Source organism: Allobosea sp. AK1 (assembly GCF_006714945.1).
In the GTDB taxonomy this organism is placed as follows: domain Bacteria; phylum Pseudomonadota; class Alphaproteobacteria; order Rhizobiales; family Beijerinckiaceae; genus Allobosea; species Allobosea robiniae.
On the sequence record NZ_VFMG01000001.1, the window covers coordinates 639,619 to 660,796 of the forward strand.

Consider the following 21,178-nt stretch of genomic DNA (forward strand, 5'->3'; position numbering starts at 1 on the left):
TCGACATGGTCCGATTAGCGATAATGAAGTCGCTGGCGCCGCTTTCTCTCGCCGCCATGCTGCTCGCCGGTGCGGATGCCTCCGCGCAGGCACAAGATCGTGGCAGTGCCTACAGCGCGGGCCTGAACATCGCACGCAAGCGCGGCTACGCCCACCCGGGCTGCTTCGCCGGCGTTTTCGCAAGGCACGCGAGGCCACATCCGGATGGTCGCCGGAACCATTGGGTCGCGAGCGCCGGACGCGCCTATCAGGGTGAACTGTGGAGCCAATGCGGCATCAGTCGCTGACAGCTTCGAGACTCGACGAAAGCCTGCTTCCTCCGCTAAGCCGAAGCCATGCATCTCATTTCCGATACCGCCGCGCTCTCCGCCGCCTGCGACCGCCTCGCGACCCACCCCTTCGTCACGGTCGACACCGAGTTTCTGCGCGAGACCACCTATTATCCGAAGCTGTGCCTGATCCAGCTCGCCTCGCCGGACGAGGCGGTGCTGGTCGACCCGCTCTCGCCCGATCTCGACCTCGCCCCCTTCTTCGGGCTGATGGTCAACGACGCCGTCGTGAAGGTCTTCCACGCCGCCCGGCAGGACCTCGAAATCGTCTGGCTGCTCGGGCGTGTCTTGCCGACGCCGCTCTTCGACACGCAGGTCGCGGCCATGGTCTGCGGCTATGGCGACTCGGTCGGCTACGAACAGCTCGCCAACGACCTCGCCAAGGCGCGCATCGACAAGTCCTCGCGCTTCACCGACTGGTCGCGCCGTCCCCTCAACGAGGCGCAGCTCGTCTATGCCGAGGCCGACGTCACCCATCTGCGCGACATCTACCTCGCCCTGAAGGCCGATCTCGACGCCAGCGGCCGCGAGAGCTGGGTCGCCGAGGAAATGTCCGTGCTGACCTCGCCGGGGACCTATGAGGTCAAGCCGGAGAATGCCTGGCTGCGCCTCAAGGGCCGCATCCGCAAGCCGCGCGAACTGCCGAACCTGATGGAGATCGCCGCCTGGCGCGAGCGCGAGGCGCAAACCCGCGACGTGCCGCGCCAGCGCGTGCTCAAGGACGACGCGCTGATGGATATCGTCCAGCGCGGTCCGCGTTCGGTCGAGGCGCTGGCGGAGCTGCGCTCCGTTCCCAACGGCTTCGAACGCTCGCGCAACGGCGCCGAGGTCCTGGCCGCTATCGAGCGCGCTGCCGCCATCGATCCGAAGACCCTGCCCCGGCTGGAGCGCGAGCGCGGCCGGCCGACCAGCGCCGCCGTGCTCGACCTGCTCAAGGTGCTGCTCAAGGCGGTCGCCGATGCCGAGCGCGTCGCGCCCAAGATCATCGCCTCCACCGACGATCTCGAGGCGATCGCCTCCGATGATCTTGCCGAGGTGCCGGCCCTGCAGGGCTGGCGTCGCAGCGTCTTCGGCGAGAAGGCATTGGCGCTGAAGGACGGCTCGCTCAGCCTGCGCATTCAGCGCGGCCGGGTGGTCGTGGGCTGAAACCAGGCGGAGCGCTGGCTATCCGACCGCACCATCGAGCGGCGCGGGTCCTGAATCGCATTCTGAAGAACCGCGCTTACGCGGCTGACAGGATTCGTGTTCTCGTGAATTCTCACCCGCTGCCGTAGCTTTTCACCAGCGATCCCGCGACCAACCCCCAGCCGTCGACCAGCACGAAGAAGATCAGCTTGAACGGCAGCGCCACCGTCACCGGCGGCAGCATCATCATGCCCACCGACATCAGGATCGAGGCGACGACGAGGTCGATGATCAGGAAGGGCACGAAGAGCAGGAAGCCGATCTCGAAGGCCCGGCGCAGTTCCGAGATCATGAAGGCCGGTATCAGGACCTCGACGCCGACATCCTGCGGCTGCTGCGGGCGCGGCGCCTGCGACATGTCGAGGAATAGCTCCAGGTCCTTCTCCCGGACATGCTTGAGCATGAAGGTCTTGAACGGGACGACGCCGCGGTTATAGGCCTCCTGCGGCTGGATCTGGCCCGCGACGAGCGGCTGGACGGCCGTCGTGTAGGCCTCGCGCAGTGTTGGCGCCATGACGAAGCCGGTCAGGAACAGCGACAGCCCGAGGATCACCGCGTTCGGCGGCGCGGTCTGCGTGCCCAGCGCCGAGCGCAGCAGCGACAGCACCACGACGATCCGGGTGAACGACGTCACCATGATCAGGATCGACGGCGCCAGCGACAGGACCGTGATGACGGCGATGAGCTGCAGCGCCCGTTCCGCCACGCCACCACCCTGCCCGAGATCGAGCGACAGCGTCTGCGGCAGCGCCGGCATCGTCTGAAGCGCGAGCAGCAGCGCGGCCGCCGCCAGGGTGCGCCCGCTTCGAAACCGTCTCGTTCGTCCGCCGATGAAATTCACGCGCGCCGCCACTGCCCGACTCAAGCGACCGGGCGCACCGAGGCTACCGATGCGAAAACGCCGCGCAACCGATGCGCGGCGTCGATGAGCCGGGATGGCCGAGTATCCTGTTGATGGTCGGCCGCCTTCGGGCTGCCGGCCTTCAGCCTGCTGCTTGCCGCCTCAGGATTTGGCCTTGGGATCGCGGCCGAGCAGCCGGGCGAATTCGGCTTCGATCGCGTCGACCGAGAAGGGATCGATCTCCTTCGCAGCCGGCTCGGCCGGCTTTTCCGGCTCGGGCTGTGCCTTCGGGCTCTCGGCCGGGGCCGGCTCGTCCACGCTGGCGGCACGGCCCGGCTCCGAGGGAGCGGGCTCCTCCTCGTCGATCGGTTCGGATTCGGGCGCCGGTTCCGGCTCCGGATGATGCATCTCGGCCGGCTTGGCCTCGAACGGCCGGGGCTCGGGCGCTTTCGAAAGGGGACGATCCAGCGTCAGCCCGAGTGCCGCGGCAAGCTCGGCCTCGACATCGCTCGGAATCGGCTTCTGGCGCGCCGCAGCGGCCGGCTCTGGCTCCGGCACGATCTCGGGCTCGGGGGCCGGCGGCTCGACCACGGGCGCTGCCGCTTCCGCCGGCGGCGCTTCCTCCTCGACGACAGGCGCCGGGAAAAGCTTCTCTGCCGGAACAGGGGGCTCCACGGCCGGCGCAGCATTCTCGGCCGGCGCCTCGCCGCCGACATTGGCCGGGCGCACGGCGGAGAAGGGCCGCTTCAGCGCCTCCTCGAGCTGGCGCGTCATGTCGTCGAGCTCGCCGGGGCTGACGGCGGGCTGCGGCGCATGTTCGCGTGCGAAGCTGGGCGCGGGTCCGGTGGTGACGGGCGGCGCCGGCATCGCGGGTATCACCGGCTTGGCAGCGGCCGAAACCGCCTCCGCGGCTGCAACGCCCAAAGCGGCGGCAACACCTGCCGAGGCAGCGGTCGCAGCCGCAGGGGTCGGCGCAGTCGGTTCGGCCGGGACCGAAGCCGGACGGGTCGGCAAAGGCGGCAGCAGCTCCGGCCCTTCGGGAGCGTAACCGGCGCGGCGCGCCTCATCCCCGGCCCGCATCGCAGGCTCGCTCGGAGGCACCAGCGTCTCGAACGGCGGCAGCGGCCGATCCGCCGTGGCGGTGTCGACATAGGCCGGCGCCGCAGCGCGACCGCCGCTGCGCAGGATATTGGTCTCGACCACGACATCCGACGCGCCGCCGATCATGACGAGGTGCTCGATATTGTCCCGCCGGATCAGGACGAGCTGGCGCTGGCGGTCGAGGTCGTAGGTATCGACCACGCCGAGACGGGGCTGGCGCTGCCGCCCCCCGGCCTGGCCGCGCAGCCGAAGCCGCCCGCCCTGGATCTGCCGCACGAACAGGCCCAGCAGGGCGAGCAGCACGAGAATGACGACAGAGGCGACGATCACCTTCTGCGCGGTGGAGAGTTCCAATCCGAACAAGCTCTGCAAGGTCTGCCTCTTACGCGACGGCCGCCCGGACGGCCGTTAAGTCCCGCCCATGGTTGAACACCTTGGCTATAGCATAACGCTTTCGCTATCGGGAAACATGGTGAACGTGTGGTTAACCACACCTGCGAAACTCCGCTCCTTAACCGGATATTAACCATGCACCCGGCAGGATTTGCCGAGTGGACCGGCCTCGCCGGTGGCGAAAACGGGGAGCGGGAGCCATGGCGAATGACGGCTTGAACGTCAGCGGCGGCCTGATGCAGGCGCTGAAACTGCGCATGCACTACCAGCAGTCGCGCCAGAAGATCCTCGCCGAGAACGTCGCCAATGCCGACAGCCCCGGTTTCCGCCCGGTCGACCTCAAGCCGCCGAGCGTCGATCCGGCGCGCGCCGGCGTGGCGCTCGCCCAGACCAATGCCGGCCATATGAGCCTGACCAGCACCAATGGCGGCTTCGACGGCACCGGTGCCCCGCGCTTCGAGACCACGCCCAACGGCAACGCGGTGAACCTCGAGGACGAGATGCTCAAGGTCGCGCAGAACCAGTCGGACTACCAGCTCGCCGCCTCGCTCTACAGCAAGGGCCTCGGCCTGATGAAGATCGCGATCGGCAAGGGGCGCTGATCATGGACCTGATCAAGAGCATCGCCGTCGCCGCCTCCGGCCTGCGCAGCCAGTCGGGGCGCATGCGCGTCATCTCCGAGAACATCGCCAACGCCGATTCCGGCCCGGAGCGCGCCGGCGCCGAGCCCTATCGGCGCAAGGTCCCGACCTTCCAGCGCCATTTCGACCGCACCCTCGACGCCCAGCTCGTCGCGCTCGGCAAGGTCCAGCGCGACCAGAGCGCCTTCAAGGTCAAGCACGATCCGGGCAACCCGGCCGCCGACGCCAAAGGCGACGTGCAGATGCCGAACGTCAATTCGCTGGTCGAGATGGTCGACATGCGCGAGGCCCAGCGCAGCTACGAGGCCAATCTCAACCTGATCTCTTCGACGCGCCGGATGATCCAGCGCACCATCGACATCCTGCGCGCCTGAACCACCCGGCGACCGAAACAAGCACTCCAGAAGGGGACTAGACCGCCATGGCCACTCCGGGTTTCGCCGCAGGCGCCTATGCCTCCATCCAGGGGATGGGTGCCGGCAATCTGATGCGCAAGCCGCTCGCCACGGGCGGCGCGGAAGCGGGCGGGCCGGATTTCTCCGCCCTGCTCGGCAAGGCGCTCGACGCCACCGCCACTGCCGGGCGTGAGGCCGATGCCCAGACCGCAAGCGTCGCCGGCGGGCGGGCCGACATCGTCAATGTCGTGACGGCGGTGGCCGAGAGCGAGGCCGCGATCGAGACCCTGGTCGCCGTGCGCGACCGGGTCATCGCGGCCTATGAGGAAATCATGCGGATGCCGGTCTGACGGCGACAGGATCGGACGAGCATTATGACTTCCGGAGCCATTCTCGACATCGCCCGCGACGGCATCGTCGTCTTCCTCAAGGTCGGCGGCCCGCTGATGCTGATCGCGCTCGCGGTCGGCCTCATCGTCTCGCTGGTACAGGCGCTGACGCAGATCCAGGAACAGACGCTGGTCTTCGTGCCGAAGATCATCGCCGTCTTTGCCGGATTGCTGCTGTTTCTTCCGTTCATGGGAAGCGCGCTGGCGGGTTATATGGGGCGAGTCGCCGCCCGAATCGCCACGGGCGGATGAGCCCGTCGCGCCTGCTGCCGGCCTTGGCCGGCGCGGGGCCGCGGCGCCCTTTCTGGCGTGCAAGTCCTTGGCGTGAAGGTCCCCGCGGCACGATGCAGATCGCGATCCTGCCAGAGATCAGCGCCCTTTTCGTGCTCGTCTTCGCGCGGGTCGGCACGCTCGTCATGCTGATGCCAGGCATCGGCGAGCGCTTCATCTTCTCGCGGGCGCGGCTGTCGCTCGCCTTCTTCATCGCCCTGATGATCGTGCCCGTCGCCCGCCCTTCCCTGCGCGTGCCCGGCGACGTCTCCGGCGTCGTCACCCTGCTCGTCGGCGAATTGCTGATCGGCCTCGTTATCGGGCTCTGCGCCCGGCTGGTCATGGCCTGCCTGCAGACCGCCGGCACGCTCGTCGCGCAGACCATGGGGCTGGGCTTCGCCATGACCGTCGATCCGACCGGCGGCATGCAGAATCCCTCGATCGGCAACTTCCTGACGATGCTCGGCATCACGCTGATCCTGACCACGGACCTGCACCACATCGCCATCGCCGCGATCCATGAGAGCTATCGCCTGCTGCCGCCGGGCGGCGCCGTCGACATGACCGACGTGATGGCGCTGGCGATCCGCTCGACGGCGCGCGGCTTCGCCCTGGCCATCCAGATCTCGGCGCCCTTTCTCGTCTTCGGCCTGTTGTTCAATCTCGGCCTCGGCGTGCTCGCGCGGATGATGCCGCAATTGCAGGTCTTCTTCCTCGCCGTGCCGGCCTCGATCATGGGCGGCATGCTCGTCATGCTCGTCGTACTCGGCGTGATGATGAGCGTCTTCGTCGACGACCTCGGCGCCTTCCTCCGTCAGTTCACCGGCTGAGGGGGCGCAATGTCCGAGGAAGCCGAAAACGAAGACAGAACAGAAGACCCGACCCAGCGAAAGCTGGACGAAGCCACCGAGAAAGGCGACGTCCCCAAATCGCAGGAGATCGGGACCTTCTTCGTGCTCTGCGGCTTCACGCTCGCCTTGATGGTGGCTGCCGGCTGGTCTGCCCGCGAGGCGATGCTGTCCTTGCGCTCCTTCCTGATGAACGCGCATCAGGTCCCGTCCGACGGCGCCTCGTTCATGCAGGTCACGCAGCGCGGCGTGCTCACCGGCTTCATGGCGCTGGGCCTGCCTTTCGCCTTCATCCTCTGCGCCGGCCTCGCCGGCGCGATGCTCCAGCACAAGCCGCTCTGGACCTTCGAGCCGCTGATGCCGAAGTTCAACCGGATCTCGCCGATGGCCGGCGCCAAGCGGCTCTTCGGCAAGGAGGCCTGGGTCAACTTCGCCAAGGGCCTGGCCAAGACGACGCTGATCGGCGTCGTGGTCTGGTATACGCTCTGGGGCCAGCACGACCGGCTCGAAGGCTTCGCGCAGATGAGCGTCGAGGCGCTGATGCCGGCGACGCTGTCGCTCGCCATCCAGCTGATGGGCGCGGTGCTTGCTCTTTTCGCCATCATTGCCATCGGCGATTTCGGCTGGCAGCGCTTCTCCTGGTACCAGCGCCAGAAGATGACGAAGCAGGAGATGAAGGACGAGTTCAAGAACTCGGAGGGCAATCCCGAGGTCAAGGCGAAGCTGCGCCAGATCCGCGCCAGCCGCGTCCGCAAGCGCATGATGGCGGCGGTGCCCAAGGCGACGGTGATCATCACCAACCCGACCCACTTCGCCGTCGCCCTGCAATACGAGCCCGGCATGGCGGCGCCGCTCTGCCTCGCCAAGGGCGTCGACACCATGGCCCTGAAGATCCGCGAGGTCGCCGGCGAGCACCGCGTGCCGATCATCGAGAACCCGCCTTTGGCGCGTGCGCTTTACGCCACGGTCGACATCGACGAAGAAATTCCTGTCGAACACTATCAGGCCGTCGCCGAAGTCATCGGATACGTCTTGCGCCTGAAGGGTCGGCGCGCCTAACTCGGCAGGGATGCGAAGGAAGGATGGCCGCGGAGTTTCCGCAGCGGCCCCAAGCGAACGGACTCCACCGCAATGAGCGGCACCACGGCGACCAATACGATCGATCGCTCCGACAAGCCCGGCCATATCGGGATCATCCTGTTCGTGGCCGCCCTGCTTGTGGGCGCGGCGATCGCGCTCGGCTTCCTCGCCAATGAATGGGCGCAGCCGCTGATCCTCGGCCTGCTGGCCCTGCTCTCGGTCGTCGGCGTCTTCGGGCTCTTCGCCTTCGCCATCGGACTCGTGCAGTTTTCCGGCCGCGCCGCCCGCAACGACCTGACCAAGGCTGTCGTCGACGGCGCCGATGACGGCATCGTGGTGACCGAGAGCGAAAACGAGATCGTCTATGCCAACGAGGCCTATCTGGCGCTGGCGGGCGCGACCGGCGCCAACGACCTCAAGCCCGTCGGCCGCCTGCTGACCGGCCGCGCCGACGTCTCCGAAGCGATCTACCGGCTCGCCACCGCCGCCCGCGAGCATCGCCGCCTGGTCGAGGAGGTCCGGCTTGAGCCCGCCCTGAACGGGCGCAGCGAGGTCGGCTGGTACCGCGTCCGGGTCTCGCCCGTCCGCCGCGAGACCTCGACCGCGACGCTCTGGTCGGTCGCCGACATCACGCCCGATCGCGAGCGCCAGGAAAACGCCTTCCAGGAACTCCAGCACGCGATCGACTATCTCGACCACGCGCCGGCCGGGTTCATCTCGATCGATGCCGATGGCGAGATTTCCTATCTCAACGCGACACTCTCCGGCTGGCTCGATTTCGATCTCGCCCGCTTCGGCTCCGGCGGCCTGCATCTCGACGATGTCTGCACGCCCTCCGCCGCCGCCCTGCTCCAGGCGATCCGCGGCCAGCCCGGCGATGTCCGCGTCGAAGTTCTCGATGTCGATCTGAAGCGCCGCAACGGCGCGCCCCTGCCCGTGCGCCTGCACCATCAGGTTGCCTTCGGGCAGGATGGCCGCGCCGGCCCCTCGCGCACCCTCGTCCTCAACCGCACGGCCGGCGAGGCCGGCTCCGATGGCGGCAGCGACGCCGAGGTCCGCTTCGCCCGCTTCTTCCATTCGACGCCGATGGCGATCGCTACCATCGACGAGACCGGCGCCATCCTGCATTCCAACGCCGCCTTCGCCCGCCTGATCCCGGCGGGCCTGCGGCCGCAGACCATCCACGACCTCGTCGCTTCCGGTGCCGGCCTCGATGCGGCGCTGGCAGAGGTGGTGGCCGGGCGCTCGGGTGGCGCCCCGCTCGATCTGGCGCTCGCCGGCGAGGATGGCCGCTCGGCCAAGCTCTACCTCACCCCGGTCGCCGGCACCGAAGGCGGCGACGGCGAGCGCGCCATCGTCTACGCGCTGGAGACCACGGCCGAGCGCAAGCTGCGCGACAACATGGACCAGGCCGGCAAGATGCAGGCGGTCGGCCAACTCGCCGGCGGCATCGCGCACGACTTCAACAACGTGCTGCAGGTCATCATCAACGCCTCCGAGTTCCTGCTGGCGAGCCACCGGCCGACCGACCCGTCCTTCCCGGACATCATGCAGATCAAGCAGAACGCCTACCGTGCCGCGGCGCTGGTGCGGCAGCTGCTCGCCTTCTCCCGCCGCCAGACGCTGCGCCCGCAGGTACTGGAACTCGGCGAGGTGCTCTCCGATCTCTCGCTGATGCTGAAGCGCGTCGTCGCCGACAAGGTCACGCTCGACGTCCGCCAGGGCCGCGACCTCTGGCCGGTCAAGGCCGATCTCGGCCAGCTCGAACAGGTCATCGTCAACCTCGCCGTCAATGCCCGTGACGCGATGCCAGATGGCGGCAAGCTCGCGGTGCGCACCCGCAACGTCACCCGCGAGGACTGCGCCTCCTTCGGCCAGGACGCCCTGCCCGCCGACGACTACGTCCTGCTGGAGGTCGAGGACAGCGGCACCGGCATCCCGCAGGAATATCTCGACAAGATCTTCGAGCCCTTCTTCACCACCAAGGAGGTCGGCAAGGGCACCGGCCTCGGCCTCTCGATGGTCTATGGCATCGTCAAGCAGACCGGCGGCTATGTCTTCGTCGACTCGACCATCGGCAAGGGCACGAATTTCCGCATCTTCCTGCCGCGCCATGTCCCGAGCCAGGAGGAGATCGCCGCCGAGGCCGCGGCCAAGGAAGCGCCGAAGAAGCTCGCCGCCGATCATACCGGCGCCGGCGTCATCCTGCTGGTCGAGGACGAGGATGCGGTGCGCGCGCTCAACGCCCGCATGCTGGTCTCGCGCGGCTATACCGTCCACGAGGCAGCCTCGGGCGTCGAGGCGCTCGATCTCTTCCTGCAGAACGACGGCAAGATCGACCTCGTCGTCTCCGACGTGGTGATGCCGGAGATGGACGGCCCGACGCTGCTCGGCGAACTCCGCAAGCGCAACCCGGACACCAAGGTCGTTTTCGTCTCCGGCTATGCCGAGGAGGCCTTCCGCAAGAACCTGCCCGAGGGCGAGGAATTCCACTTCCTGCCCAAGCCCTTCACGATGAAGCAGCTCGTCGAGACCGTGAAGGCGGCGATGGGCTGAGGCCGACGGCGCCCGCATTCGGGCGCCGTACTCCGCTGTGGCCGCCCTGCCCGTGACAGCTCCTGACACCCCTCCTGACAAAAACTGACACCGAGAACAAAAAAAGAACTTGCGAACAAGAACAAAGCGTGACCATCCTCATGTCAAGACGCATTGAGATGTCCCCGTCGCCCTGCCATAAGGAGCCCGAACCGTGAATCAGGCGAATCTCAAACTCGTGGAAGGCTCCTCGATGGACAAGGCCAAGGCGCTCGATGCAGCGCTCTCCCAGATCGAACGCGCCTTCGGCAAGGGTTCGATCATGCGGCTCGGCAAGAACTCGCCGTCGATCGAGATCGAGACCATCTCCACGGGTTCGCTCGGCCTCGACATCGCGCTCGGCGTCGGCGGCCTGCCCAAGGGCCGCATCGTCGAGATCTACGGACCGGAATCCTCCGGCAAGACCACGCTGGCGCTGCACACCATCGCCGAGGCCCAGAAGAAGGGTGGCGTCTGCGCTTTCGTCGATGCCGAGCACGCGCTCGATCCGGTCTATGCCCGCAAGCTCGGCGTCAATCTCGACGACCTGCTGATCTCGCAGCCCGATACCGGCGAGCAGGCGCTCGAGATCACCGATACCCTCGTCCGCTCCGGCGCCATCGACGTGCTGGTCATCGACTCCGTCGCCGCGCTCACGCCCCGCGCCGAGATCGAGGGCGAGATGGGCGATGTCCAGCCCGGCCTGCAGGCCCGCCTGATGAGCCAGGCCCTGCGCAAGCTCACCGCCTCGATCTCGCGCTCGAACTGCATGGTCATCTTCATCAACCAGATCCGCATGAAGATCGGCGTGATGTACGGTTCCCCGGAGACCACCACCGGCGGCAACGCACTGAAGTTCTACGCCTCCGTGCGCCTCGACATCCGCCGCGTCTCGACGCTGAAGGAGCGCGACGAGGCGACCGGCAACCAGGTCCGCGTCAAGGTCGTCAAGAACAAGGTCGCGCCGCCCTTCAAGCAGGTCGAGTTCGACATCATGTTCGGCGAGGGCATCTCCAAGGTCGGCGAACTGATCGATCTCGGCGTCAAGGCCGGCATGGTCGAGAAGGCTGGCGCCTGGTTCTCCTTCGACAGCCAGCGCCTCGGCCAGGGCCGCGAGAACGCCAAGACCTTCCTCAAGAACAACCCTGACCTGGCAGCCAAGATCGAGGCTACGATCCGCCAGAATTCCGGCCTCGTCGCCGACCGCATCCTCGATCAGGCGGACCCGACCGCGGACGATCTCGACGAAGGCGAGGCCTGATCGCGGCCTGCACTGTCCAGGACGAAGACGCGGGCGGCCTTCGGGCCGCCCTTTTCGTTTGCGGATAAGGCCTTGCCCGGTGTGCGCTGCGTCAAGCTTTCTGGACAGCGGCAAGCCGCCTGACTAGAACCGGTCCTTCCTGCCGGGCGCGCCCGGCCTCCTGCCCCAGATCAGAGCGCAAAAGAGCGATGAGCGGCGTCAACGATATCCGGTCGACCTTCCTCGACTACTTCAAGTCCCAGGGCCACGAGATCGTGCCGTCGAGCCCGCTCGTGCCGCGCAACGACCCGACGCTGATGTTCGCCAATTCGGGCATGGTGCAGTTCAAGAACGTCTTCACCGGCCAGGAGAAGCGCCCGTATTCGCGTGCCACCACCGCCCAGAAATGCGTCCGTGCCGGCGGCAAGCACAACGACCTCGACAATGTCGGCTATACCGCGCGCCATCACACCTTCTTCGAGATGTTGGGGAATTTCTCCTTCGGCGACTATTTCAAGGAACAGGCGATCCATCACGCCTGGACCCTGGTCACCCGCGAATTCGGCCTGCCCAAGGACAAGCTGACGGTCACCGTCTACTCCGAGGACGACGAGGCGCACGCTCTCTGGAAGAAGATCGCCGGCCTGACCGACGACAAGATCATCCGCATCGCGACCTCGGATAATTTCTGGCGGATGGGCGATACCGGTCCCTGCGGCCCCTGCTCCGAGATCTTCTACGACCATGGCGACCATATTTGGGGCGGCCCGCCCGGCTCGGCCGAGGAGGATGGCGATCGCTTCATCGAGATCTGGAATCTCGTGTTCATGCAGTACGAGGAGGCCGCGGGTGGCATCCGCACCAACCTGCCTCGCCCCTCGATCGACACCGGCATGGGGCTGGAGCGCATCGCGGCCGTGCTCCAGGGCACGCATGACAACTACAATATCGACCTGTTCCGCGCCCTGATCACGGCCATCGCCGACCTGACCTCGGTCGATCCGGACGGGCCGATGAAGGCGAGCCACCGCGTCATCGCCGACCATCTGCGCTGCTCGGCCTTCCTGATCGCCGACGGCGTGCTGCCGTCGAACGAGGGCCGCGGCTATGTGCTGCGCCGGATCATGCGTCGCGGCATGCGCCATGCGCAGCTCCTCGGTGCCAAGGAGCCGCTGCTCCACAAGCTCGTCCCGGCGCTGACCCGCGAGATGGGCCGCGCCTATCCCGAACTGCTGCGTGCCGAAGCGCTGATCACCGAGACGCTGAAGCTGGAGGAGACCCGCTTCCGCACCACGCTGGCGCGCGGCCTCACCCTGCTCGACGACGCCTCGAAGGACCTGACCGCCGGCCAGAGCCTCAAGGGCGACGTCGCCTTCACGCTCTACGACACCTACGGCTTCCCGCTCGACCTGACGCAGGACGCGCTGCGCGCCCGCGAGATCACGGTCGATACCGAGGGCTTCGACGCCGCCATGCAGCAGCAGAAGGCCAAGGCGCGCGCCGCCTGGGCCGGCACCGGCGAGGCCGCGACCGAGGCGCTCTGGTTCCCGCTGCGCGACAAGGTCGGCGCCACCGAGTTCCTCGGCTACGACACCGAGATTGCCGAGGGCGTGGTCACCGCGCTGATCCGCGACAATGCCGAGGTTCCCGCGCTGAAGGCCGGCGAGAGTGGCTTCATGCTGGTCAACCAGACGCCGTTCTACGGCGAATCCGGCGGCCAGGTCGGCGATGCCGGCGTGGCGAAGGCGCCGGGCGCGCTGGTCGAGGTTTCCGACGTCCAGAAGAAGCTCGGCGACGTCTTCGCCCACAGCATCACGGTCAAGGAAGGCGAGTTGAAGCTCGGCGCCGCCGTCGAGCTCGTCGTCGACCATGAGCGCCGTTCCGCGATCCGCGCCAACCATTCGGCGACGCATCTGCTGCACGAGGCGCTGCGCCTCGTCCTCGGCGACCATGTCGCGCAGAAGGGCTCGCTGGTCTCGGCCGATCGCCTGCGCTTCGATTTCTCGCATCCAAAGCCGATCAGCGCCGAGGAATTGCGCGAGGTCGAGGAGATCGCCAACGCGATCATCCTCCAGAACGAGCCGGTCACGACCCGCCTGATGAGCGTCGACGAGGCCATCGCCTCGGGTGCACGCGCTCTCTTCGGCGAGAAATACGGCGACGAGGTCCGCGTCGTCGCGATGGGCACCAACCCGGCCGGCCGCGCCTATTCGGTCGAGCTCTGCGGCGGCACCCATGCCGCGCGCACCGGCGATATCGGTCTCGTCAGCATCGTTGGCGAAGGTGCCGTCGCGGCCGGCGTGCGCCGCCTCGAAGCCATGACGGGTAATGGGGCCCGCCTGCGCCTCAACGAGGAATCGCGCCTGCTCAACGGGCTGGCGAGCCTGCTCAAGGTCCCCGCCGCCGAGGCCGGCAACCGTCTGGCCGCGCTGATCGAGGAACGCCGCAAGCTCGACCGCGAACTGACCGAGGCTCGCAAGAAGCTCGCCATGGGTGGCGGCGGTGCGGCCGAGGAGCCCATCCAGGAGATCGCGGGCGCCAAGCTGCTGGCCCGCGCCGTCACCGGTGTCGAGATGAAGGACCTGAAGAGCCTCGCCGACGAGGCCAAGGCCCGCGTCGGCTCCGGCGTCGTCGCCATCGTTGGTGTGGCCGATGACGGCAAGGCCGGCGTTGTCGTCGGCGTCACGCCCGACCTGACCGAGCGTTTCGACGCGGTCGCACTGGTCCGCGCGGCCTCCGAGCAGCTCGGCGGCAAGGGCGGTGGCGGACGCCGCGACATGGCCCAGGCCGGTGGGCCGGACGGCAGCAAGGCGCAAGCCGCGCTCGATGCCGTCGCGGCTGCGATGGGCTGACAGGGATATGGCCGCCGCCACGCCTGAACAGGGCTGGCGGCGGCAGGTTCACCTGTGGTTCGATCATGGTGCCGGCGATGATCTCGTCGCCACCGTAATCCACCGGGCGCTGGTCGCGCTGATCTCAGCCAACGTGCTGGCGATCGTGCTGGAATCCGTTCCCACGCTCGCCGCCCGCTTCGGCCCCGGTTTCGACCTGCTAGAGCGCGCCTCGCTCGCGGTCTTCACCCTCGAATATGCCATCCGCATCTGGATCACGCCCGAGCATGCCCGCTATCGCGGCCTGAGCGCGACACGGGCGCGGCTCGACTATCTCCGCTCCGTCCCAGCCATCATCGATCTGCTCGCGATCCTGCCGCTCGCCGCCAGTCTCATCGGCTTCGACGAGATCAGGATCCTGCTGCTGCTGCGGCTACTGCGCTTCTTCAAGCTCGGCCGCTATTCACCCGGCATGGCCTCGCTCGCCGCAGCGCTGGCCTCCGAGCGCAAGGCGCTGGTCGCCTGCTTCGTCATCCTGATGGGCGTGATGCTGGTGGCGGCGAGCGCGATGCATCTGGTCGAGCACGAGGCCCAGCCCGACAAGTTCGGCACCATCCCCGATGCGATGTGGTGGGCGATCATCACCCTGACCACGGTCGGTTACGGCGATGTCTTCCCGGTCACGGCAGCCGGCAAGGCGGTGGCGGCCGTCACCGCGGTGCTCGGCCTCGTCATGCTCGCCCTGCCGGTCGGCATCGTCGCCACCGCCTTCGCACAGGAGATCCATCGGCGCGAATTCGTGGTCACCTGGAGCATGATCGCGCGCGTGCCGCTGTTCGGCGCGCTGGATGCGAACGAAATCGCCGCCGTAATGCAATTCCTGCGCGCCCAGACGGTGCGCAGCGGCGCCGTCATCATGCATCAGGGCGAGCCCGGCCGGGCACTGTATTTCATCGCCAGCGGCGAGGTCGAGGTCGCGCTCGCCAACAGTCGCGACCGGCTCGACGAAGGCCATTTTTTCGGCGAACTCCAGCTTGATGATATCGCCATCGCGAGCCACTCGCCCTGCCCGCAAGCGGCGGTGGCGACGGCTCCTTCCAAGCTTCTGGTGCTCGACCCCATCGATTTCCGGGCACTCACCACACGCCATCCCCGGCTTGCCGAGCGCATCCGGACGCTGGCGAGAGGATGAACGTGAAACGCCGTTTCCTGATCGGGCTTGCCGCCCTGCTCCTGCCGGCGCTCGCCGCCGCGCAGACGAAGCCCGCCCAACGCCGTAACGATGCCCCCGCCCTTTCCGCGGCGCGGACCATCGTCGCCGGCGCGCCGCTCAGCGTCTTCCTCACGCGCATGCCGCAAGGCGCGCGCCTCGCCATCGCGCGCCCGGATGATCCGGCAGACAAGGCGATCGTCGTCGTCGAGCCCAGGACCACGGTGCCGGCTCTCCCCACCCCCGGCGCCGTCGGGACTTACGAACTGCGCCTGACGGTGGAAAAGGCCGGCGCGCCCACGATCCTGCTGCGCCAGCCGCTCGCGACGACAGAGCCGAGTGCGACGCTGGCTGCGCCCGAGCGTGTCGGCCGCGGCCAGGGCGTGCCGGTGCGCGGCATCGGCCCCAATGGCGAGCAGGACCGCGTGATGCTGGTGAAGCCGGACGCGCCGGCCGACACGGACGGCCCGCGCTTCTTCCCCGCGGAGAATGTCGAGGCAACGCTGGAAGCGCCGGACCAGCCGGGTGTCTATGAATTGCGCTACATCCTGCATGCGCCGCTGGCGGAGCATCGCATCCTGGCGCGGCGGCCGGTCAGGGTGGAATGACCGGACACATCGCGATGCGGCTTGAGCGAAACCGCCCTGCCGCCTGAACTGCCCCCTTCAGTCACTTCCTTGCGACTATGCCGAGGCCGCCCCCAACAGGCCGAAAGCCATGTTAGGCTGCCCCTGCACCGGCTGCGGGCGTCGCTGAACGAACCTAGCCAAGAGCGAAGAAGACCAGGGAGACCGAACGATGAGCGCAAAATACGTCACGCTTGCTGCGACCTTCGGATTGCTGGCGCTAACCGGCAGCACCGCCCAGGCTCAGACCTCCGATATGACCTTTTTCATCACGAGCGCTGGCTCCGGCAAGGGCGCGGATCTCGGCGGGCTGGCGGGTGCCGATGCGATTTGCCAGCGCCTCGCCCAGGCGGCCGGCGCCGGCAGCAAGACCTGGCACGCCTATCTGTCGACGCAGGCAGCCGGCAGCACCGCCGCGGTCAATGCGCGCGATCGGATCGGCGCCGGCCCCTGGCGCAATGCCAAGGGTGCGGTGATCGCGAACAGCGTCGCGGACCTGCATGGCGGCGCGGCGAACCTCACCAAGCAGACGGCGCTCACCGAGAAGGGCGAAGCCGTCAACGGCCGCGGCGACACGCCCAACGAGCACGACATCCTGACCGGCTCGCAGCCCGACGGCACGGCCTTCGCCGCGGGCGAGGATCGCACCTGCGGGAACTATACGAAAAGCGGCGCGGAGGGCGCGGTGATGATGGGCCACCATGACCGCACCGGGCTCGACGAGTCGCCACCCGCGAAATCCTGGAACAGCTCACATGCCTCGCGCGGCGGCTGCAGCCAGGACGCCCTGAAAGGCACGGGCGGCGCCGGGCGGCTTTACTGCTTCGCCGTCAATTGACCTGATCGCGCAGCGACGGGCAGGTTCAAGTCAAGACGTCCTGCCGTCACCGCTGATGAAAAAAGCCCGGCCTTTCGGCCGGGCTTCTCATTCCACGCAATGATGCGCCCCAAATCAGGCGGCCATCGCCTTGCGCATGTTGTCGCTGACCTTCTCGAGGAAGCCGGTGGTCGAGAGCCACTTCTGCTCGGCGCCGACCAGCAGGGCGAGGTCCTTGGTCATGTCGCCGGCCTCGACGGTGTCGACCGTGACCTTCTCCAGAAGCGAAGCGAACTTGGCGAGCTCGGCATTGTTGTCGAGCTTGGCGCGGTGCGCGAGGCCACGGGTCCAGGCGAAGATCGAGGCGATCGAGTTCGTCGAGGTCTCCTTGCCCTTCTGGTGCTCGCGGTAGTGGCGCGTCACCGTGCCGTGCGCGGCCTCGGCCTCGACGGTCTTGCCGTCCGGCGTCATCAGAACCGAGGTCATCAGGCCGAGCGAGCCGAAGCCCTGCGCCACGGTGTCGGACTGCACGTCGCCGTCGTAGTTCTTGCAGGCCCAGACATAGCCACCCGACCACTTCATCGCGGAAGCGACCATATCGTCGATCAGGCGGTGCTCGTAGGTGATGCCGAGCTTGTCGAATTCGGCCTTGAATTCAGCCTGGTAGATCTCCTCGAAGATATCCTTGAAGCGCCCGTCATAGGTCTTGAGGATGGTGTTCTTGGTCGAGAGATAGACTGGGTATTTGCGGATCAGGCCGTAGTTCAGCGAAGCGCGGGCGAAGTCGCGGATCGACTCGTCGAGATTGTACATCGCCATGGCGACGCCGGCCTCGGGGGCCTTGAAGACCTCCTTCTCGATGACGTTGCCGTCCTCGCCGACGAACTTGATCGACAGCGTGCCCTTGCTCGGGAACTTGAAATCGGTGGCGCGGTACTGGTCGCCATAGGCATGGCGACCGATGACGATCGGCTGGGTCCAGCCGGGAACCAGGCGCGGCACGTTCTTGCAGATGATCGGCTCGCGGAAGATCACGCCGCCGAGGATGTTGCGGATCGTACCGTTCGGCGACTTCCACATCGACTTCAGGTTGAACTCCTTCACGCGGCCCTCGTCCGGCGTGATGGTGGCGCATTTCACCGCGACGCCATGCTTCTTGGTGGCGTTGGCGGCGTCGATCGTGACCTGGTCGTCGGTCGCGTCGCGGTTCTCGACCGAGAGGTCGTAATAATCGAGCTCGAGATCCAGATACGGGAAGATCAGGGTATCCTTGATCTTCTGCCAGATGATCCGGGTCATCTCGTCGCCGTCCATGTCGACGACCGGGTTGGCGACCTTGATCTTGCTCATGCGATGACCCCTGTTCTCTCCAGATAGAACGATCCGAAATCGCGGCTTTCGGCCACGATCCACGGCTGGGTCGCTTCCTAGCTCGTTAGAGCCGGCGGGGGAAGCGCAGCTTTCGCCCAATCTGCTGCGCACCGAATTATGCTGCATTGCCGCAAAATCGGCATCTTCCCGGCCTAGTCTGTTCTGCCGCTCGTCATAGCGACAGGACGAACGACGTGTTCCGTTTCATTCATGACCTCCGCGCCGGACTTCAGCCGGCCGCGATCCTTCTGGCGGCGACGCTCGGCCCCGCCCTCGCCTCAGCGCCGATCCCGGCCGAGGAAGCACCGGCCACCCCGCTGCCGGTCCCGCGCGGCGCGCTGATCGATCCCGATGCCGACGTGATGGCGGCTCCGGCACTCGCCGCGGATGACCCCGATGCCCTCGTCTTCGATCCGGGACTGGCCGCGCTCGGCCGGGCGGCAGCGGCATCCGGCGCCCATCTGCGGGCGCGGGCGCCGATTCCCGTCGACATCATCCGCAAGGGCTTCGCCGCGCGCCAGACTATGACGAGCGCGGCGCAGGACCGCTCCGTCGGCTTCAAGCTCGGGCAGGACATCTTCTCGCTCTCGACCACGCTCTCCGATCCGGCGAGCGTCGGTGCGACGCGCGACGCGGAGCTGCGCTGGCGGCTGGGCAAGCCGGCGGTAGCCCGGAAGGGCTTCATCTGGAGCCTCGCGACCGGCGGCGGTGGCTCGCTCTACGGCAATCCCGAACAGACCGGCGAGGCCGTGATCGGCTACCGGCAGGAATTGTTCCCGCATCTCACCCTGACCTCCCAGCTCGCCATGGCCGGCAATTACGTCTTCGCGCCGGGCGACGGCTTCCACACGGCATTCACGCCGGAGATGAAGCTCTCGGTCGATCTCGCCAGGCTCGCCGACCTGCCCTGGCAGACTTCCTTCGACCTGACGCTGGCGCGCAAGGTGCCGCTCGTCGCCAGCGATTTCGAGACGCAGGGCCGGGCCATGCTCTCCTTGAAATACAAGTGGGACTGACCGGCACGGCCGCCATCGCATGGCGGCCTGCATCATCCAGTCTTTCCCATGGGCCCGGAGCGCTCTAGCCTCGCTCCATGACAAACCCGGCTTCGACCAAATTCGCTCTCGTTACCGGCGGCACCCGCGGCATCGGCGCCGGCGCCGCGCTTGCCCTGGCACAGGCCGGCTACGACGTTCTCGCCACCGGCCTGACCGAGGAGGAGGTGGCAGCGGCCCCGGCCCATCCTGCGATCCGGCATGCCCGGCTCGACGTGACCCGCGACGCCGAGGTTGCCGCCATCGTCGCGACCTGCCCGCGTCTCGATGCGCTGGTGAACTGCGCCGGCATGATCCAGCGCGGCGGCAAGGAATTCGAGATCGACGCCTTCCGCCTGACCATCGAGGTCAATCTCAACGGCACGATGCGGATGTGCGTCGCCGCCAGGGACAAGCTCGCCGCCAGGGGGGCGGACAAGACCGGCGGCGCCATCGTCAACATCGCCTCGATGCTGACCTTCCACGGCTCCGCCTTCGCGCCGGGTTATGCCGCCTCGAAGGGCGGCATCGGCCAGCTCACCAAGTCGCTCGCCGCCGCCTGGGCCCCGGACGGCATCCGCGTCAACGCGGTCGCGCCCGGCTGGATCGAGACCGAGCTGACCCGGCCGCTGGTCGAGGATGCCGAGCGCTCGGCGCCCATCATCGCTCGCACGCCGATGGGCCGCTGGGGCAAGCCCGGCGATGTCGGCGGCGCCATCGCCTTCCTGCTCTCGGACGCAGCCTCGTTCGTCACCGGCGCCATCCTGCCGGTCGATGGCGGCTATCTCGCGGTCTAGGAAAGTGCCTCCGGCTCAACAGCTTGAGCCGGAAACCTGAATCGAATTGCAAGCGCATTGAATCAGAACATCAGCCCGGGAGAGACGCCATGAACACGACGAGCCCGATCCCCGTCGCGGCCACCCAGGAGGAGCGCTGGACGCCCTATCGCCATCCCCAGCCGAAGGAATCGCCGCCGGAGCTGATCGTCCCGAACGTGATCCCGACCGATGAGCGCGTCTGGGTGCCGGTCGATGACAATGTCTGGTTCCGCCCGCTGCTCTTCTGCGTCTCGCGCGGCTACTGGATGAACCTGCTGAAGGTTCGCCGCGCCGGCGTGCTCTCGCGCCATCGCCACCCGCTTCCGGTCCACGGCTACGTACTGAAGGGCCAATGGCGCTATCTGGAGCATGACTGGGTCGCGACCGAGGGCTCCTATGTCTACGAGGCGCCCGGCGAGACGCACACGCTGGTGGTCGATCCCGACGTGGAGGAGATGATCACCATGTTCCAGGTGAACGGCGCGATGATCTATGTCGACCCGGACGGCAAATGCCTCGGCTATGACGACACCTTCACCCGCATCGACAAATGCCGCGCGCATTACGCGCAGAACGGCCTCGGGGCGGAGTATGTCGACCAGTTCATTCGGTAATGCAGCATGCTGAGGCGCCTCAGCGCTTCAGCTTCGCTAGCTCGACCGCGGCGCGCAATTCGATATGCGCCAGAACCTCGTCGAGGCGCGGGTCATCCGTCGTCTCGCGCCTGAGCGCCAGCGTCGTGCGCAGCCGCTCCAGTTCCGACGGCAGAACCCGGCCAGCGAGCAGCGCCGCCTTCAGCCGGTCGAGCCCGTCGAGCAGGTCATGTCCGCGCCTGGCCTGCCGGCGCTTGCGGTCCTGCGTGTCCTCCTGCGCCTGAACGGCGAGCAGCGTATCGAGCGGGCCGGCCGCGCTGACGCCGCTGCTGCGGGTCGCGGTGGCGGAATCCTGCGTCGGAAGCGTGAAGGCCGCGCCGCTCGAGCGCCTCGCGGAACTGGCCGGGCCGGCATTCGAAACGGGCGCGCGCTGGTCGATCCTGATCATCGGCGGCCTCGTGAAGGGTTAATGAAACCTTGTCGGAAGACGGTTAACAGCCGGTAAACGACCCGGCAGAAACTGCCGCCCCGGCAGGAAGCGCAGGCTCCGCAAGAGCCTCCCAACCATGAAGCCGAACTGCAAAGGACTGAC

21 protein-coding genes are annotated in these 21,178 nt (G+C 67.4%); 17 read left to right on the forward strand and 4 right to left on the reverse strand.

The annotated features are described in order from the left end of the window. The first annotated feature begins 23 nt into the window (after positions 1 to 23). Positions 24 to 287 (forward strand): hypothetical protein, encoded by a 264-nt coding sequence (locus tag FHT98_RS03410; RefSeq protein ID WP_142112457.1) that lies wholly within the window; start codon positions 24 to 26, stop codon positions 285 to 287. A gap of 48 nt (positions 288 to 335) precedes the next feature. Beyond that, the gene (rnd, locus tag FHT98_RS03415; protein ID WP_061966896.1) at positions 336 to 1,475 is read left to right on the forward strand and encodes a ribonuclease D; all 1,140 of its coding nucleotides are present in this window, start codon (positions 336 to 338) and stop codon (positions 1,473 to 1,475) included. 112 nt (positions 1,476 to 1,587) lie between these two features. On the opposite strand, the gene fliP is transcribed toward rnd, so the two are convergent. Further along, entirely contained in the window at positions 1,588 to 2,355 is a 768-nt protein-coding gene (fliP, locus tag FHT98_RS03420) for a flagellar type III secretion system pore protein FliP (RefSeq protein ID WP_465246902.1), read from the reverse strand. 162 nt (positions 2,356 to 2,517) lie between these two features. Then, positions 2,518 to 3,828: a flagellar biosynthetic protein FliO gene (locus FHT98_RS03425; protein ID WP_142112459.1), complete on the reverse strand. Its 1,311-nt coding sequence runs from the start codon at positions 3,826 to 3,828 to the stop codon at positions 2,518 to 2,520. A gap of 221 nt (positions 3,829 to 4,049) precedes the next feature. Here FHT98_RS03425 and FHT98_RS03430 point away from each other — a divergent pair, with 221 nt between their 5' ends. From FHT98_RS03430 to FHT98_RS03485, 12 genes are all read left to right on the forward strand, one after another. Beyond that, positions 4,050 to 4,451, forward strand: a complete 402-nt coding sequence (locus FHT98_RS03430; protein WP_142112461.1) for a flagellar basal body protein — start codon at positions 4,050 to 4,052, stop codon at positions 4,449 to 4,451. Between the two features lie 2 nt (positions 4,452 to 4,453). Continuing rightward, the gene (flgC, locus tag FHT98_RS03435) at positions 4,454 to 4,864 is read left to right on the forward strand and encodes a flagellar basal body rod protein FlgC (protein ID WP_142112463.1); all 411 of its coding nucleotides are present in this window, start codon (positions 4,454 to 4,456) and stop codon (positions 4,862 to 4,864) included. 47 nt (positions 4,865 to 4,911) lie between these two features. Beyond that, positions 4,912 to 5,235, forward strand: a complete 324-nt coding sequence (gene fliE, locus FHT98_RS03440; RefSeq protein WP_113587231.1) for a flagellar hook-basal body complex protein FliE — start codon at positions 4,912 to 4,914, stop codon at positions 5,233 to 5,235. Positions 5,236 to 5,259: 24 nt separating this feature from the next. Next, a complete protein-coding gene (gene fliQ, locus FHT98_RS03445) occupies positions 5,260 to 5,526 on the forward strand; it encodes a flagellar biosynthesis protein FliQ (protein WP_061966891.1) in 267 nt (88 codons plus the stop codon). Between the two features lie 92 nt (positions 5,527 to 5,618). Then, positions 5,619 to 6,374: a flagellar biosynthetic protein FliR gene (gene fliR / locus FHT98_RS03450; protein ID WP_142112465.1), complete on the forward strand. Its 756-nt coding sequence runs from the start codon at positions 5,619 to 5,621 to the stop codon at positions 6,372 to 6,374. Between the two features lie 9 nt (positions 6,375 to 6,383). Further along, on the forward strand, positions 6,384 to 7,451 hold the full coding sequence (gene flhB, locus FHT98_RS03455; protein WP_061966889.1) for a flagellar biosynthesis protein FlhB: 1,068 nt from the start codon (positions 6,384 to 6,386) through the stop codon (positions 7,449 to 7,451). 72 nt (positions 7,452 to 7,523) lie between these two features. After that, positions 7,524 to 10,028 carry a cell cycle histidine kinase CckA gene (gene cckA / locus FHT98_RS03460; protein WP_142112467.1) on the forward strand — a complete coding sequence of 835 codons (2,505 nt, stop codon included), beginning with the start codon at positions 7,524 to 7,526 and terminating at the stop codon, positions 10,026 to 10,028. Between the two features lie 232 nt (positions 10,029 to 10,260). Then, positions 10,261 to 11,307 (forward strand): recombinase RecA, encoded by a 1,047-nt coding sequence (recA, locus tag FHT98_RS03465; protein ID WP_113587307.1) that lies wholly within the window; start codon positions 10,261 to 10,263, stop codon positions 11,305 to 11,307. A 188-nt stretch (positions 11,308 to 11,495) separates the two neighbouring features. Then, complete coding sequence (alaS, locus tag FHT98_RS03470; RefSeq protein WP_142112469.1) at positions 11,496 to 14,138, forward strand: alanine--tRNA ligase; 2,643 nt, start codon at positions 11,496 to 11,498, stop codon at positions 14,136 to 14,138. 7 nt (positions 14,139 to 14,145) lie between these two features. After that, positions 14,146 to 15,309, forward strand: coding sequence for a cyclic nucleotide-gated ion channel (locus FHT98_RS03475; protein ID WP_185745065.1), 1,164 nt, complete (start codon positions 14,146 to 14,148; stop codon positions 15,307 to 15,309). A 2-nt stretch (positions 15,310 to 15,311) separates the two neighbouring features. Beyond that, a complete protein-coding gene (locus FHT98_RS03480; RefSeq protein ID WP_142112472.1) occupies positions 15,312 to 15,935 on the forward strand; it encodes a hypothetical protein in 624 nt (207 codons plus the stop codon). A gap of 190 nt (positions 15,936 to 16,125) precedes the next feature. Continuing rightward, the gene (locus FHT98_RS03485; RefSeq protein ID WP_142112474.1) at positions 16,126 to 16,791 is read left to right on the forward strand and encodes a hypothetical protein; all 666 of its coding nucleotides are present in this window, start codon (positions 16,126 to 16,128) and stop codon (positions 16,789 to 16,791) included. 114 nt (positions 16,792 to 16,905) lie between these two features. Here the strand turns inward: FHT98_RS03485 and FHT98_RS03490 are convergent, their stop codons facing one another. Further along, the gene (locus FHT98_RS03490; RefSeq protein WP_142112476.1) at positions 16,906 to 18,120 is read right to left on the reverse strand and encodes an NADP-dependent isocitrate dehydrogenase; all 1,215 of its coding nucleotides are present in this window, start codon (positions 18,118 to 18,120) and stop codon (positions 16,906 to 16,908) included. 215 nt (positions 18,121 to 18,335) lie between these two features. Between FHT98_RS03490 and FHT98_RS03495 the strand changes: the two genes are divergently transcribed. The 3 genes from FHT98_RS03495 to FHT98_RS03505 all read left to right on the forward strand — a co-directional run bounded on the left by FHT98_RS03495 (position 18,336) and on the right by FHT98_RS03505 (position 20,607). Next, a complete protein-coding gene (locus FHT98_RS03495; protein ID WP_142112478.1) occupies positions 18,336 to 19,157 on the forward strand; it encodes a hypothetical protein in 822 nt (273 codons plus the stop codon). Between the two features lie 77 nt (positions 19,158 to 19,234). Next, positions 19,235 to 19,972, forward strand: coding sequence for an SDR family NAD(P)-dependent oxidoreductase (locus FHT98_RS03500; protein ID WP_142112480.1), 738 nt, complete (start codon positions 19,235 to 19,237; stop codon positions 19,970 to 19,972). 89 nt (positions 19,973 to 20,061) lie between these two features. After that, a complete protein-coding gene (locus FHT98_RS03505; RefSeq protein WP_091856521.1) occupies positions 20,062 to 20,607 on the forward strand; it encodes a 2,4'-dihydroxyacetophenone dioxygenase family protein in 546 nt (181 codons plus the stop codon). Positions 20,608 to 20,626: 19 nt separating this feature from the next. On the opposite strand, the gene FHT98_RS03510 is transcribed toward FHT98_RS03505, so the two are convergent. After that, complete coding sequence (locus FHT98_RS03510) at positions 20,627 to 21,034, reverse strand: flagellar assembly protein FliX (protein ID WP_248309134.1); 408 nt, start codon at positions 21,032 to 21,034, stop codon at positions 20,627 to 20,629. Between the last annotated feature and the right edge of the window lie 144 nt (positions 21,035 to 21,178).

Excerpts from the sequence above, each read along its gene's own strand:
- flhB (WP_061966889.1), top strand. The coding sequence starts at position 6,384 with ATGTCCGAGGAAGCCGAAAACGAAGACAGAACAGAAGACCCGACCCAG.
- FHT98_RS03500 (WP_142112480.1), top strand. The coding sequence starts at position 19,235 with ATGACAAACCCGGCTTCGACCAAATTCGCTCTCGTTACCGGCGGCACC.
- alaS (WP_142112469.1), top strand. The coding sequence starts at position 11,496 with ATGAGCGGCGTCAACGATATCCGGTCGACCTTCCTCGACTACTTCAAG.
- fliR (WP_142112465.1), top strand. The coding sequence starts at position 5,619 with ATGCAGATCGCGATCCTGCCAGAGATCAGCGCCCTTTTCGTGCTCGTC.
- FHT98_RS03510 (WP_248309134.1), bottom strand. The coding sequence starts at position 21,034 with ATGATCAGGATCGACCAGCGCGCGCCCGTTTCGAATGCCGGCCCGGCC.
- FHT98_RS03430 (WP_142112461.1), top strand. The coding sequence starts at position 4,050 with ATGGCGAATGACGGCTTGAACGTCAGCGGCGGCCTGATGCAGGCGCTG.
- flgC (WP_142112463.1), top strand. The coding sequence starts at position 4,454 with ATGGACCTGATCAAGAGCATCGCCGTCGCCGCCTCCGGCCTGCGCAGC.
- FHT98_RS03505 (WP_091856521.1), top strand. The coding sequence starts at position 20,062 with ATGAACACGACGAGCCCGATCCCCGTCGCGGCCACCCAGGAGGAGCGC.
- FHT98_RS03475 (WP_185745065.1), top strand. The coding sequence starts at position 14,146 with ATGGCCGCCGCCACGCCTGAACAGGGCTGGCGGCGGCAGGTTCACCTG.
- fliQ (WP_061966891.1), top strand. The coding sequence starts at position 5,260 with ATGACTTCCGGAGCCATTCTCGACATCGCCCGCGACGGCATCGTCGTC.
- rnd (WP_061966896.1), top strand. The coding sequence starts at position 336 with ATGCATCTCATTTCCGATACCGCCGCGCTCTCCGCCGCCTGCGACCGC.
- recA (WP_113587307.1), top strand. The coding sequence starts at position 10,261 with ATGGACAAGGCCAAGGCGCTCGATGCAGCGCTCTCCCAGATCGAACGC.
- FHT98_RS03410 (WP_142112457.1), top strand. The coding sequence starts at position 24 with ATGAAGTCGCTGGCGCCGCTTTCTCTCGCCGCCATGCTGCTCGCCGGT.
- FHT98_RS03490 (WP_142112476.1), bottom strand. The coding sequence starts at position 18,120 with ATGAGCAAGATCAAGGTCGCCAACCCGGTCGTCGACATGGACGGCGAC.
- FHT98_RS03485 (WP_142112474.1), top strand. The coding sequence starts at position 16,126 with ATGAGCGCAAAATACGTCACGCTTGCTGCGACCTTCGGATTGCTGGCG.
- cckA (WP_142112467.1), top strand. The coding sequence starts at position 7,524 with ATGAGCGGCACCACGGCGACCAATACGATCGATCGCTCCGACAAGCCC.
- fliE (WP_113587231.1), top strand. The coding sequence starts at position 4,912 with ATGGCCACTCCGGGTTTCGCCGCAGGCGCCTATGCCTCCATCCAGGGG.